Origin of the sequence: Candidatus Centipeda massiliensis (genome assembly GCF_900290285.1) — a bacterium.
GTDB classification, from domain to species: domain Bacteria; phylum Bacillota; class Negativicutes; order Selenomonadales; family Selenomonadaceae; genus Centipeda; species Centipeda massiliensis.
The window spans coordinates 567,607-581,844 of record NZ_LT985754.1 but is presented as its reverse complement, the minus strand read 5'-3'; the positions used below and the strand labels follow the sequence as shown (position 1 = coordinate 581,844).

The 14,238-nt window shown below is 54.9% G+C and carries 13 protein-coding genes; 1 reads left to right on the top strand and 12 read right to left on the bottom strand.

What is annotated here, in order from left to right:
* Positions 1-55 precede the first annotated feature (55 nt).
* Positions 56-367, bottom strand: a complete 312-nt coding sequence (locus tag C8273_RS02780; RefSeq protein ID WP_106626290.1) for an HMA2 domain-containing protein — start codon at positions 365-367, stop codon at positions 56-58.
* 121 nt (positions 368-488) lie between these two features.
* A complete protein-coding gene (locus tag C8273_RS02775) occupies positions 489-695 on the bottom strand; it encodes a hypothetical protein (protein WP_021684674.1) in 207 nt (68 codons plus the stop codon).
* A gap of 348 nt (positions 696-1,043) precedes the next feature.
* On the opposite strand from C8273_RS02775, the gene C8273_RS02770 reads away from it, so the two are divergent.
* Positions 1,044-2,159: a YibE/F family protein gene (locus tag C8273_RS02770; protein ID WP_106626289.1), complete on the top strand. Its 1,116-nt coding sequence runs from the start codon at positions 1,044-1,046 to the stop codon at positions 2,157-2,159.
* A gap of 38 nt (positions 2,160-2,197) precedes the next feature.
* Here C8273_RS02770 and C8273_RS02765 read toward each other — a convergent pair whose 3' ends face one another.
* The 10 genes from C8273_RS02765 to C8273_RS02725 are packed head-to-tail and all read right to left on the bottom strand — an operon-like array spanning position 2,198 to position 14,180.
* Positions 2,198-4,510: a glycosyltransferase family 2 protein gene (locus tag C8273_RS02765; protein WP_106626288.1), complete on the bottom strand. Its 2,313-nt coding sequence runs from the start codon at positions 4,508-4,510 to the stop codon at positions 2,198-2,200.
* A 36-nt stretch (positions 4,511-4,546) separates the two neighbouring features.
* A complete protein-coding gene (gene rfbH / locus C8273_RS02760; RefSeq protein ID WP_106626287.1) occupies positions 4,547-5,878 on the bottom strand; it encodes a lipopolysaccharide biosynthesis protein RfbH in 1,332 nt (443 codons plus the stop codon).
* Positions 5,879-5,903: 25 nt separating this feature from the next.
* The gene (locus C8273_RS02755) at positions 5,904-6,803 is read right to left on the bottom strand and encodes an NAD-dependent epimerase/dehydratase family protein (RefSeq protein WP_106626286.1); all 900 of its coding nucleotides are present in this window, start codon (positions 6,801-6,803) and stop codon (positions 5,904-5,906) included.
* Positions 6,804-6,826: 23 nt separating this feature from the next.
* Positions 6,827-7,864: a pseudaminic acid synthase gene (gene pseI, locus C8273_RS02750; protein WP_106626285.1), complete on the bottom strand. Its 1,038-nt coding sequence runs from the start codon at positions 7,862-7,864 to the stop codon at positions 6,827-6,829.
* Positions 7,845-8,093 carry a hypothetical protein gene (locus tag C8273_RS12625; RefSeq protein ID WP_159060733.1) on the bottom strand — a complete coding sequence of 83 codons (249 nt, stop codon included), beginning with the start codon at positions 8,091-8,093 and terminating at the stop codon, positions 7,845-7,847. The genes pseI and C8273_RS12625 overlap by 20 nt, the downstream gene beginning before the upstream one ends.
* A complete protein-coding gene (pseG, locus tag C8273_RS02745; RefSeq protein WP_106626284.1) occupies positions 8,090-9,127 on the bottom strand; it encodes a UDP-2,4-diacetamido-2,4,6-trideoxy-beta-L-altropyranose hydrolase in 1,038 nt (345 codons plus the stop codon). The genes C8273_RS12625 and pseG overlap by 4 nt, the downstream gene beginning before the upstream one ends.
* A gap of 9 nt (positions 9,128-9,136) precedes the next feature.
* Positions 9,137-10,936, bottom strand: coding sequence for a thiamine pyrophosphate-binding protein (locus C8273_RS02740; RefSeq protein ID WP_106626283.1), 1,800 nt, complete (start codon positions 10,934-10,936; stop codon positions 9,137-9,139).
* A gap of 12 nt (positions 10,937-10,948) precedes the next feature.
* Positions 10,949-12,097 (bottom strand): UDP-4-amino-4,6-dideoxy-N-acetyl-beta-L-altrosamine transaminase, encoded by a 1,149-nt coding sequence (gene pseC, locus C8273_RS02735; protein ID WP_106626282.1) that lies wholly within the window; start codon positions 12,095-12,097, stop codon positions 10,949-10,951.
* Positions 12,098-12,105: 8 nt separating this feature from the next.
* A complete protein-coding gene (gene pseB, locus C8273_RS02730) occupies positions 12,106-13,101 on the bottom strand; it encodes a UDP-N-acetylglucosamine 4,6-dehydratase (inverting) (RefSeq protein WP_106626281.1) in 996 nt (331 codons plus the stop codon).
* A gap of 50 nt (positions 13,102-13,151) precedes the next feature.
* Positions 13,152-14,180: a radical SAM/SPASM domain-containing protein gene (locus C8273_RS02725; RefSeq protein ID WP_106626280.1), complete on the bottom strand. Its 1,029-nt coding sequence runs from the start codon at positions 14,178-14,180 to the stop codon at positions 13,152-13,154.
* Positions 14,181-14,238 lie beyond the last annotated feature (58 nt).

The following is a 14,238-nucleotide window of genomic DNA, read 5'->3' as shown; positions in this document are numbered from 1 at the left end:
GACTGCCGCAGCATATTCGCAATCGATGCGCCGAGCATCAGCCCTGAAATATAGTTCACGATGCCTTCCTCCTTGCATGTGTGCGCATATAGTCCTCGACACGCCGCAGCTCGGCATTCGCGCGCAGACGCTCCGGCTCGTATGTGATGAGGATCGAGCCGGTCGCAAGGTTCACCTCCACGCCCTCGATCTCCGTGAATTTCGCAAGATGTGCCCGCACCTGCTGCTCAAGTGCTGCGTTGTTCACAATCTGTTTGCTGTAAAGGCGCACGCGCCCCGGCATATAGGATGCGATGTCCGTCGTACGGATGAACGCATCCACCGCCGACTGCGGAATCGCATTCTTAATCGTATCAAAAATATTCATAGGAAGCCCCTCTCCCTCTCTTTCTTCTTCGAAGGTTATTTATTCATACGCCGTAACGACGCTTCTTTTTTTAAAAAAGGGGCTGCGCGCGAACCCGCGCAGCAGCCCCCCCGTACAGATCTTACTGCTCAGCCGTCTGTGCAGACTGCGCTGCAATCAGATCCTCAAGCTCCTCCTTCTGGCGCTGAAGCTCTGCCAGCGAGAGATCTGCCTGACCTGCCTCGAGCGCGGCAAGCTGCTGCGTGCGCTCCTGCATGAAGCGATAGCCGAAAATACCTGCCACCGCGCCGACCGCAAGGCCGATCCAAAAATCTGTCTTCGAGAACATGATAATTCCTCCTCTGTTCTATCGCCCGAACGGGCATTTCGCATCTAGGCGCCTTGCCTCAGAACTGAGTGAACACCGTCCGGATCCATGGGGAAAGAAAGACTGCCATGCGGCAGCCTTGATGGATCACATACAGCGATGACAATTCCTGCGCCGTGAAAGCCTCGGCTGCTTCGCCGCTGCTCTCTCTGGAATCATCTTGTTTTCTCAGTATATGTGAGAATGACCGTAATGTCAATAGCCGCGCGGTAATTAGGAATAACTATTGGATTCACACTAATATAAATATCATTATCACGTTATAAGATATTTCAAACCATCTTAATATCCCACGAAAGGTGTACTCTCATGAAAATTCATCCGCAGCGCTTCGCGCATGTTCTTGCCGTCTGCCTGGGCGTTCCTGCCCTGCTCTTCCTCCTCTTTCACCTTCCCGCCGGTGAGGACGGCGATCCGCCGACATACAAGGCGGAGATTCTGAGTGCTGCGGAGATGCCGAACGAGATCACAGCGTTTGCCCCAGGCGCGATGCAGTACGACGTACGCATCCGCATCGACTCGGGCGAGGCGACAGGCACGGAAACAACGATCACACATCGCACGCTGAACAACCCCGCCTTTGACATTCATCCCGCAGAGGGGGAAAACATCATTGTGCGTGCAGAGAACGGCAGCTACGCCATCGTCGACTATGATCGACTGCCCGCCATGCTCTTCCTGCTCATTGGTTTTGCCGCGCTGCTGATTCTCTTCGGCGGTATGACCGGCGTCAAGGCATTGCTCGCGCTTATCTTTGCCGTTCTTCTCATCGCAAAGGGACTCATCTCCCTCATCCTGTTTGCCCCCTCCCACATTCTCCTCTGGACGCTCCTCATCGGCACGGTCATCACACTCGCGACGCAGCTTGTCGTCAACGGACGCAACGTCAAATCTGCGGGCGCGATCATCGGAACGATCGGCGGCATTCTCGTCGCCTCCCTCCTCGCACTGCTCGCCATACACTTTGCCTACCTTACAGGCGTCTCCGAGGAGCAGGCGGGCATGCTCAAGGCGCTCTATCTGAAAGATGTCGACTTTCGCGAGCTGCTCTTTTCGGGCATTGTCCTCGGCGCACTCGGCGCCGTCATGGATGTCGCCGTCTCGATCGCCTCTGCACAGTACGAGATAAAACAGCTCGCACCACGAACGAAATTTCAGGCACTCGTCACCTCTGGACTGAACGTCGGGCGTGATGTCATGGGCACCATGGCAAACACTCTCGTCCTCGCCTACATCGGCGGCGCACTCCCGCTCATCCTTCTCATCTCCGCGCAGCCCGATATCCCGCTGCTGCACATCATGAACCTCAACATGATCGCAACCGAGATCGTACGCTCCCTCGTCGGCAGCATCGGACTCCTCTGCGCCATCCCGATCACCGCCTATGCCACTGCTTTTCTCATCACCATCCGCCCGCAGCACTGACAACAAAAAAGACGCCAAAGGCGTCTTTTTTGTTCCCCTCAAAGATTCAGGATCCGTGCCGTGAGCGCAACGGCATCGGCAATCGTGTGGCAGCCGAATTGGTCGGCGTCGAGCGTAAGAACCCCTCTTTCCGCCGCATAGCCGATCTGAGGTATGACCGTCCGATCTACGGGACGCTCCTGACGCACAGGGGATTCGCAGAGCGCCGCATAGCGCTGCAAGAACTTTTGGTGCAGCGAACTGCTGCACAAGGATGCCGCATGGAGAAGCAGCCCATAATACCGCTCGAACGCGGGATCCGTCGAATCGATGCACTGTGCAACGTACGCCAGAACCTCCTCCTCATCAAGTGCCGATTCCATGACGTTCATATCCCTCAGACGCATGACGCTGAAATAAAAGACAATTTTGTCCGCCGACGGAACATCGGGAATCCTCCATTCATTGTCACGCATGACATAAAATCCACGTTGCGCATGAACGGGTGGATGTATACTCCACACTTTTGCCTCTCTAAGAAGGTCATCCTTAAATGTAATCGATTGAACACCAACCGAATGTCCTGACTGCCCGGCGATCGTGAGCGGACATTGGATTTGTATCACATGGTCATTCAGGCAAAGGTTCACCACCGACATATAGCCGTCCTGTGAAGCCCCATCCAACACACGGCCCGTGCGATGCAGGATTTCCGACAAATAGCTGCGTCGGAATCCAGAGTTAATATAGAGGAGCGGCAACGAATAAAAGATGTGGGTAACACGCCGAACGATGTCCTCCCGATTCGTCGCCAGACCAAATCTCGCATAACGTGTACTCTGCTGTACATCATAGAGCGGAATATCGACGATTCGGCGTAGGTAGAACGCAAGATTCGGCCATGAGTAGAACCCCCGTGCCCAGCTGAAAATCTGCTCGTCCGGGAATTCGTCCAGCGCGTTTCTCAGATAGGTCAGCGCCCATGGACAGACACCATCATCCGCGCCAATGGAGAAGATAAATGCCCCGCGTGCATGGAGATAGGCAAACTCAAAGCTCTTGTCCAGAGAGAGTGGAAACGGGGTCCTATAGTAGCGGATGCGTGAGTCACCAATCTCCTCACAGAGTTCGCGCACTGCCGTACATTCGGCGTCCGAGTTATCGCTCAGGACAATCTCGTAATCTCCCGCATAGTCGACTGCAAGGCAGGTCGCAAGCGTATGACGCAGCGTGTCCGCTGCATTCCGTACGGGAATGACAATCGAAAAATCGCAGGTGTCCGGTGCCGAAAGCAGTGCTTCGACGGGTTCCCCGTAGAGGTCGCTCACATAGCGAAGGTAGCTTCCCGTCCACGCGTATGCGAGTGCATAGGAGAACGGTGACGGCAGACAGCCAGAGAGGCGCTGGATGTCCCCTGCCAGTGCCGTTTTTTCATGCAGCTCTGCCATTTTTCGCTCCGTGGAAAAGACAATGAGAGGAGCCTCCTGCTCAATACTGTGGGCGAGCAGCCGGATGACAGTGGGGACGGCATCCACCGTTGTGCCCACTGCTGTGCGGCATTTTCCCACCGTAACATGGATTTCATCGCCAACCGCTTCCGCTGCCTGCACGCAGTTCTCTGCATAGGCTTGTACATCCTGCGCCGCGCGTATTTCATCGTCCTCGTACAGGAGAATGACCTGCCGGCAAAGCAGACGCAGTGCCATCGCAAGCACGGGCATATCATCGTCGTCCGGCGCCATTAGGACGAGGAACGTATGGGGAGCACAGTCCGTAAGCAGATGCGCCAAATAGCCATCATTTCCATAGCAGGCGGGGTGCGGAAAAAGCTGTCCTGCATCGTGCAGGACATGACGCTCATACTCCTCCAGCTTCCCCATCTCACGGCACCACGCCATCATCAGAACAAAGGAAAGGAGAGGGTTGCGTGTCACATAGTATTGCTCCGCAAGTGCATGCAGTCCGTCCACATCCATCGTTCCCGCGTGCAGCCGCGCCTTCATCTCATCTAGTACGACAAATTCCCGCTGCGGCAGTACACCAGAAGCATAAAATTCCGACAGAAATACCAGTTGTCGCCGCTCGGGCGTTCCCTCGGGATAAGTCTCGGCCTTTAGCGCAAACAGCTCAGAGAGTCCCTCCTGCGGATGAAACTCCTGCACGGCATAGTCAACCAGCACGCGGCAGTCCTCTGCAGGCGCCCCCTTCGCCAACAGCAGCGCCACCTCTGCCGCGATGTACGGGAGACGCTTCGGGTAGACGGAGCGCAGCTGCTCCAGCACGTCCTCCGCCTTTTGAAGATCCTCCGGCGCACCGGATGCAATCCAATCGCGTACCTGCCGCACCGCCCCATCATAATTTACTTCCGCCATCAACAGCCCTCTCCCATCAATAAATCCCCGCCACCGTCATCTGCCGCGCAAGGAACCCTCTACCACCTGCGCCATATAGTCAATCTTCTCATCCGTCAGCCCCGGATAGACCCCAAGCCAGAACGTGTCGTTCATAATGCGGTCAGTCGTTGCAAGGCCGCCCACGATACGATAGCCCTCGCCCGATGCACGCATCTCATCAAAGCAGGGATGCTTCGTCAGGTTGCCTGCAAAGAGCATGCGCGTCTGGATGCCCTTCGATTCGATGCGGCGCACAACAGCTGTGCGGTCGATCCCTTCGCGGCAGGTCAGGAGGAAGCCGAACCAGCTTGGGGCTGCATTCTCCGTCGCCTCCGGCAGGATGAAAAACTCCTCCCTACCGGCAAGCGCTGCACGCAGCCGCATGAAATTATGACGGCGTCGCTCGACGAAGGACGGCAGCTTCTTCAGCTGCGCCACACCGATCGCCGCCTGCAAGTCCGTCGCCTTGAGATTGTATCCGAAGTGCGCGTATACATATTTGTGATCGTAACCGCGCGGCAGCTCCCCGTCCTGCCGATCAAAGCGATGCCCGCAGAGGTTATCCTGCCCCGAGGCACATACGCAGTCCCGTCCCCAGTCCCGCATGGAGCGAACAATGCGGTGCAGGAGGGAATCATTGGTGTAGACCGCGCCGCCCTCACCCATCGTCATGTGATGCGGCGGGTAGAAGCTCGATGTGCCGATGTCGCCGATCGTCCCCGTATAGCGAGTCTCGCTGCCCATCGTATACTGCGAGCCAAGCGCATCGCAGTTGTCCTCGATGAGCCAGAGATTATGTGCATCGCAGAATGACTTCACCGCCGCAAGGTCGAACGGATTGCCGAGCGTATGCGCGATCATCACTGCCTTGGTGCGTGGGGAAAGCGCACGCGCAAGGAGACTTACATCCACATTGTACGTCGGCAGTGTCACATCCACGAAAACGGGAACAGCCCCGTACTGGACGATGGGCGCGACCGTCGTCGGAAACCCCGCCGCCACTGTGATGACCTCATCCCCACGCCGGACAGCGCGTTCTCCGAGAAGCGGCGACGTAAGAGCCATAAAGGCGAGCAAGTTCGCCGACGAGCCAGAATTCACGAGAGAACAATACTTTACACCAAGATACGCGGCAAGCCCCCGCTCAAATTCGTCCGTGTAGTGCCCTGCCGTCAGCCAGAACTCAAGGGCACTCTCTACAAGATTCTCCATCTCCTCGTGATCGTAGACACGCGCCGCATACGGCAGCCGGTCGCCCGGCGCAAATTCCTCCTTTGGCACATGATACGTCGCGCAATACTTCCGTACAAGCGCAAGGATCTCTTCGCGCATCTCTTGCTCGCTCATTTTGCTCTCCATCCATCAACATTGATTATTCATCAGAATATGAAAGCCCATATCCTCTTTGCAGTCCACCCACAAAGTCCGTCGTCGGCTGCCACCCCGTATCGCGGCGAATCTTTTCCACCGATGGTTGCAAGGAAAAATTGCCTGCGCCTTTGCCATAGGCGATGGATGCATTCAGGTCAATGGCGCGTCGCACCACCTCAACAAAATCATGCAGAGGGCGGTAGGAACCATGTGCAATGTTATAAATCTCGCCTGTACGCCCTCGTTTAGCAAGTGCAAGGAGCGCAGCTGCAGCATCTGCCGCATAGAGATAGTCCCAGTTCTGCACCGCCGAGGAGGAAAGTGTGACCGGCTGTCCCACACACAGCGACTTCACGAGTGTAGGCAGCATACGTCCCTCCGGTTCGTACTGTCCATAGAGACTGAACACACGCCCCCAGATCCACTCAATACCGAGATCTGCCGCACGCTGCCGCGAGAGCGCACACGCGGCAAGCTTTGCCGCACCATAGGCATCGGCAGGTTGCGGACACGTCTCCTCCGTGATAAGCGCGCTCTGCGGTCCGTACTCCGCCTGTGAGCCCGTCGCGATAAAACGTCGACAACCGAGCCGTGCAGCAGCTTCGAGGGCGCCGAGCGTATCTGCGATATTCCCGTACTGAGCCGCAAAATCATAGCGTCCGCCCTGCCATGCGAGATGGAAAAACACATCACAAGGCTCCCCAACTCTCTCATCAAGATGTGCATATTCGGATAGGTCGGCAGAAACAAGCGTCAACTGCTCCGACGGGAAAAGGCGTGCATTATGAGGTGAGTTTGGACGCACGACGGCATGGATATGCACATCATCTTCCTGCATCAGCCGCTCTGTGAGATTGCAGCCAAGAAAGCCCGCCGCACCTGTGACGATATACTTCTTCATGATGCCCTCGTAAATTCCATACTTTACCCCAGCATATCCCACGAGAGAGGCGTGCCGCGCCGCACATTGCATCCGACCCGTCTGCCGAGCAGAACATCATAGTAGCGCGGAGAAAGTCCATAGCCGGGACGAATCGCGCGCATATTCTCCGCCGTAATCACATCGCCCGCCTTCATATCCTCGACAATGTAAAGACTGCGCCGAAAGGCGAGCGACTTCTCCTCCTGCGGCTGCACATCGTAGCTGATCTCGCCGAGAGCCTCCCATGACGCACGACATTCACGCACAAGCAGGGCCATCTCCTCCGGCTCCATAGAGAACGCGCTATCCACTCCACCGTCCGCACGCGCGAGGGTAAAGTGCTTCTCGATCACAGTCGCACCGAGCGCAATGCTCGCCACGGCCGCCCCGATGCCGAGCGTATGATCCGACAGTCCAACCGTACAGCGAAACAGTTCCTTCATGTGTGGGATCGTAAGGATATTTGACCCTACGGGTGTTGCAGGATAACTGCTTGTGCATTTGAGCAGTGTGATGTCGTCGCATCCGCTCTGCCGTGCCGTCCGCACGAGTTCATCCAGCTCCGCGACCGTCGCCATCCCCGTTGAAACAATAAGGGGCTTACCTGTTTGCGCTACCTTGCGGATGAGCGGCAAATCGGTGTTCTCGAACGATGCGATCTTATAGCACGGTGTGCCCAGTTCTTCGAGAAAATCAACTGCCGTCGCATCAAACGGTGTGCTGAAACAGATAAGGCCGTGCTCCTGCGCCCGTGTAAATATTTTTTTCTGCCATTCCCACGGCGTATGTGCCTTCTGGTAGAGCTCATAGAGCGAGGAGCCATGCCACAGACTTTCGGGATTTGATATAAAGAAATCACCATCCTTGAGGTCAAGCGTCATGGTGTCTGCCGTATAGGTTTGAAGTTTGATCGCATCGACCCCCGTCTCTGCCGCCGCATCGACAATGCGGAGCGCACGCTCCAAGGATTGGTTGTGATTGCCGCTCATCTCTGCAATGATGAAGGGTCTCGTCAATGCATTAAATCTCAGGTTTTCCACGAACAAATTTCTCCTTGAACTCTGTGATCGTCATATCCCACGCAAGCCACCGTCCCGCAAGCAGTTGAAGAATATCTTCTTTGATGAGATGCACATAGTTGAAGCTGACGACAAACTGCGGCTTCAGGCGGTGCAGCATCGCAGTAGTCAGTGCACCACTGTAGTGACAAACATTCGCCCGCTCTCCAATCCATGCAAGGAGCGGCAGCGTATTGCTGTTGTTCGTCAAGAAGAGAACACTGCCTTCCGGTGCTGCATCAAGGAGTGTACGAGAGGCTGCCCCCCTCCCTCACGGAAGGCGGTGACGGCGCGAACGAGATCCCCCTCTGTCACCGCCTCAGCGCATCCGAGGTAGTCGATCAGACCTGCACGCGCACAGTTCTCGCAGATCTCGATCTGATTGTCGGCGATGGCGGTTACGATGGATGGCAGTCCGAGGACAAGACGTTCCCATGTCGTCGTCCCTCCTGCGCCAAGCGAGAGGTCTGCGGCATTCATCAGCTCCGCCATATTCTCGACCTGACAGTGATAGCGGATGTTCTCATGATCTGCACATCGTTTGCGAACGCACCTCTTTTGCGGATTCGTTTTTCCTACAACAACGTCGACTTCAACACCATGCAGATTCATTGAAAGCAGTGCGCGAAGCGCTTTGCTCGTCTCATCTGTCAGATCGCTGCCGCCATAAAAGATAAGGATATTGTGCAGTTCTCCCGTCCGTCTGCGCGGCTTTATCTCATAGAATTCATCGCGCAGAAGAGCGTGCGCGGGACCAAGGAGCAGTCGGCATTCATGAGAGACAAGTCCCATATAACGCTCTGCCGCATTTTCATAGAAATTCTGATCGAGCAGGATATCGCAGTCATGTCGCCGATTCGCAAGATCATCGATTGCCATGATCTCACGCACGTACGGACGACAGATGCTTTCCCACACAAAATCGAGCGCATAGTGGTCAATCACAAGGCGGTCAACCTGTCCCATCGTGCGCAGCACAGCTGTCGTCTCCTGCGCGTCCTGCTCCTGCGTGACGGTCAGCCATGCAAGATACCCCGTAAGCATCTGCCATGATTTCACATACGGCAATGGGTGAACAGAAAAGCCCGCCTCCTCGACGAAGGTAATAAGGTTCGACGGGAGCGCCCGCATCACGAAGGAGACCGTATGCCCTTCCCTGCGGTATCGCTTGGCAAGCGTCAGACAGCGCATGACGTGACCGCTGCCGATCTGTGCTGAAGCATCGACACGGAATACGATGTTCATTCGGCTCTCCTATTGGACAGATTCTGTCATCTTCCTGCAGCGTTCCATATTTCTCCGCTGCTCTTCCTCGGGAAGGAACGGGTAGAGATCCTCAAGCTTCGACGAGATCATCCTGCCGTCCGCACCGATGCGGCTCTTGATGATGGGAACAAACTCCACAGCGGGCGAGCTGACCATATTGATGATGGCAGGTGCATCGTCCGCAAGTGCGCGTCGCACGATCTCCTCCGTCTCTTCAGCATGTGCGATCTCGTAATAGTCCAATCCATACGCCTCGGCAATACTACGAAGATTCGGCATGCCGACCCCCGACTCCGGCGTACAGCCCGCGAGCCGTCCCGCGAAATGTGTCTGCTGCATGGTGTAGATCTGCCGATAGCCGTTGTTGCTGTCGATGAAGATCTTGATCGGCAGATTGTACTGGCGCAGGAGGGCAAGCTCCTGTATGTTGTGCTGCAGGCTGCCGTCCCCCTCGCCGAGGATCGTGCGTCTTTTTCCCGAGGCGATGCACGCGCCGATGGCGCATGGCAGCCCTGTCCCCATGCTCCCGAGCCCGACGGGGCAAATGTACTCCTGCCCATCGTGCAGCTCGTAAACGTTATAGCCATAGGCAAATGCAGAGGGGGACGCAACATACACGTCATCCGTGCCCGCATACTGATTGATGTACTTCGTGACCATGTAGCCGTCCGTCAACCCATCCGCATGTGAGATAACCTCGGAGAGCGCGGGGTACTTCTCCCGCATCTCGTCCGCATAGGCGATCCAGCCCTGCCAATCGGACATTTTGTGCGTGCGGCAAAGATCTGAAAATGCCACAATAAAAGCCCCCGCATCCATAATAATGGTTTTCTCCACCGTCATGCGAAGCTTTTCTACTTCAGGTGCATGGATGTTGACCATAATCTTACGTGCATGCGGAGCGAAGTTCTCGTCGTTGTACGCGGTAAGGTAATACCGCAGTCCACTCCCGATCACGAGCAGGAAATCGGCATTCTGAAGGACGTAATTTGCATAACGCGGCGCAACCGCACCCACACTCCCGTAAAAATAACGGTCACCGCCACGATGGAAGAGCCGACGTGCACGTCGCGAGGTCACTGTCGGAATATGCAATTCGTTCACCATCTGTATGAACACCTCGCGTGTGCCCGCAAGCATAACACCCGTTCCAGCGAGGATCACGGGACGCTTTGCTGCGGCAAGCATCGCCGCGATTTCCTGCAAGTCCTCCGCATTCACCGCAGCAGCCTTTTCCTCCGGCTTGTACCCGCGCAGGGAGCTTTGGTCAATCTCCGCTGCCTGCACGTCGAGCGGGATATCAACCCAGACCGTGCCTGGTCGATCATGGAGCGCAGTATAGACGGCACGCTCCAGAACGTAACGAATATCTGCAGGATCCATCACCGTGACGGCATATTTCGTCACAGATTCAACAATCGGAATGATGCCAACTTCCTGTGCCCCTGTCTGACGCACACCCGCAAGTGTGGTGATTGTGTCGCGCCGCACCTGTCCCGAGATAACGAGCAGCGGCGTCGAGTCGATGTACGCCGAGGCGAGCGAGGTCACAACATTCGTTGCCCCAGGTCCCGTCGTCGCAAAAACGACACCGAGCTTGTTCGCATATTGCGCGTAGCCGTCGGCGGCAAAGCCCGATGCCTGCTCGTGCAGATTGTAGTATTTGTGGATGCGGTCTTCCTTGGCAAGCGAGTCGAGCAGATGCATAATGCCCCCGCCCGAGAGCAGAAACACATCCTGTACCTCCCGTCGACGCAGGAACTCGACAACATAGTCCGACAGTTTCATGGCATACCTCCTCTATACGAGCACATCGCGCAGTGCCGCGATGATCTTATCCTGCTGCGCGTCGGTCAGATCATAGTAGAGCGGCAGCGTCAGTGCCTCACGATAGTACTGCTCACTCACGGGGAAATCTCCATCCCCGAAGCCAAGCGCCCGATAGTACGGCTGCAGATGCACGGGAATGTAGTGGAGGTTCAGCATAACACCGTGCTCCTTCATCCCGGCAAAGATCTCCTGTTTGCTCTTTTTTACACGATCAGGATCAAGCCGCACGATATAGAGATGCCATGACGGATTGGCTTCCGGTAGGCAGTAGGGCGTACGAATTGGCAGTCCGTTCAGTTTCTCATTATAGCGTCGGACGAGCTGTCTGCGGCGTGCAATAAACGCATCCAGCTTCGTCATCTGGCTCGCACCGAGCGCCGCCTGCAGATCGGTCATACGGTAGTTGCACCCGAGCGCGATCTGCTCGTAGTACCACGGGCCGTCCGCCGTGCGCGTCATGCGTGCGGGGTCACGCGTAATGCCGTGGCTGCGATAGAGCTGCAATGCGTCGCAAAGCTCCTGCCGATTCGTCAGAACCATCCCGCCCTCTCCCGTCGTGATGATCTTTACCGGATGAAAGCTGAACACGGTCATATCCGAATATGTGCAGGAGCCGACTTGATCGTCCTGATAAGAGGCACCGATTGCATGAGAAGCGTCCTCGATCACGGTGAATCCGTACTCCCGTGACAACTCCCAAATGCGCTGCATTGCACAGGACTGTCCTGCAAGATGAACAGGAACGACAACCTTCGGCAGCTTCTTTGCCCTCTTGAGCTTTTCCTCAAGTGCTACAGCACTCATATTATAGGTCTTATCGTCAATATCGACAAAGTCCACGTCCGCACCGCAGTAGCGGGCACAGTTCGCAGACGCGACGAAGGTGACGGGACTTGTCCAGAGTACATCCCCTTTTCTCAGCCCTGCCGCCTGACAGGCGATATGCAGTGCCGCCGTCGCATTCGTCACCGCCACAGCATACTCCGCACCACAATACCCCGCCACTGATCGTTCAAAACGCTCAATCGCAGGTCCCTGCGTCAGAAAATCTGAGGTCAGAACCTCCCGTACCGCCTCGATATCCTCATTTGTGATATGCTGATGTCCGTAGTAGATCATACCGCACCTCAGTACGCCTTCAGCAGTTCACGCAGATCATCCACGGACAGCCATTCCGTATTCTGCCCCGAGTCGTATTCAAAGCCATCCGGCACACGTTTGCCCGTAATGTGGAGGCGGTCCTTGAGTTCTTTATTCCACCAGTAGTCGTTGGGATAGATGATGTAGTGCTTCTCATATTCAAACGTATGCTTTGCATCCGCCTTTGTAATCATGCATTCATCGATCTTTTCCCCATCACGGATGCCGACCTCCTTGAGTCCGATCTCATCGCCGCCCATCGCCTTCGCCAGATCCACAATCTTAAACGAGGGTATTTTGGAAATGTATGTCTCGCCGCCAACACTTTCCTCGAACGCTTTGACAACGAGCTGAACTCCTTCGTCAAGGCTGATCCAGAAACGGGTCATGCGGAAGTCCGTGATGGGAAGTTCCTTTGCCCCCTGTTCCATTTGCGTGCGGAAAAATGGAATCACCGAGCCTCGGCTGCCTGCGACATTGCCGTAACGCACGACAGAAAACGAGGTTGAACGCCCACGTGCATAGGCATTCGCCGCAATGAACAGCTTATCCGATGCCATCTTCGTCGCTCCGTAGAGGTTAACGGGGTTGACTGCCTTATCCGTCGAGAGCGCAATCACCTTCTTCACCTTGCAGTCAAGCGCAGCATCAATGACATTTTGTGCGCCATTGATATTCGTCTGGATCGCCTCACTCGGATTGTACTCGCAGACGGGTACCTGTTTGAGAGCCGCCGCATGGATCACGTAGTCAATCTCATGAAATGCACGGCGCAGACGATCCTTGTCGCGTACATCACCGATGTAGAAGCGCAGCTTGTCCGCATGGTCGCGCAGACGGTCAGCCATCTGCCACTGCTTAAACTCATCCCGCGAATAGATGACAACCTTTCGCACATCGTAGTGCTCCAAAAGATATTTCGTCATCACATTACCAAAGGACCCTGTCCCACCCGTAATCAATATAGCTTTCTTTGTAAACAAAATATATCGCCTCATTGTTTTTTAACGACGACCTATATTACATACTTAGATCAAAGTTTTTGTACTCTTTCGAGCACTTCCTCCCTGTGCTCATCCAGATTATCCATGGGGTGACACGTATACTGCATAGAGGAACAGTTGCTGCAATGCGGGATCTCCCGATATCTTCCTTGTAGATGACGTATCATATACGTCGTGTGCCGCGATCCGTTCCAAAGATCCTTCAATCGCGCTGTCTTCATGTTTCCGATGGGAAGTGAGGGATATCGGCATCCGCAGCAGCTCACATCTCCGTTGGACTCGATATTGAGCATAGAGAACAGAGAATCACAGACAAGCCGTTCTTTATATTCATACGAATACCGCATGACCTCTCCTGCAGAGAGCAGGTCAGTATAATCGACACAATCCGCAGCGTTGATAATGTGCTCGATGTTCATTTCATCGCAGATACTGCCGAATAATTCATAGAACTGATCATGTTCCTCCGGACTGTCAAGCGCAGCATCCACAATCTTGACATACACCTTACAGTTGCCTCGGTGCTCGTAGAAGTATGAAAGTTCTTCCAGAAATTTGGGGTAGTTAATGGAAAATCCGCAAACAGATTTATATTTTTCTTCCGTAATCCCTTGCACAGAAACGAGCAGGCGCGTCAGCCCCGCATCAATCAGTGCATCCGAGAGTTCATGGGTAAGCATACTGGCATTCGTGGTAATCTCTATCCGATCAGAAAGCGCGTGTGCACTGGCATGCGCAACGATACGTGCCACATCCTTGTTCATAAGGGGTTCACCATACCCACATATACGAAGATTTTTTGTTCGCTGCCCCCCTTTTGCATGATAAAACTCTTCAATTTGATCCGCGATCTCAAGATATTCATCATAGGACATCATATGGGGTCCCTTAAAACCACCGGGAACCGAGTGATAGCAATAGATGCATTTAAAATTACAGAAATCATTGATACTCAGACCAATGGAAAACAGGACGGCAAGTGGAACCACCTTATAGAGATGTGTGCGATTTTCATCACGCCCTGACCCAATTTTCTCCCAATAAGATTCCTTGATCATGCTGTCTGCATTTCCTCCATGATTGAATATATCCCCAAACAAGACAGCTCATGACTGG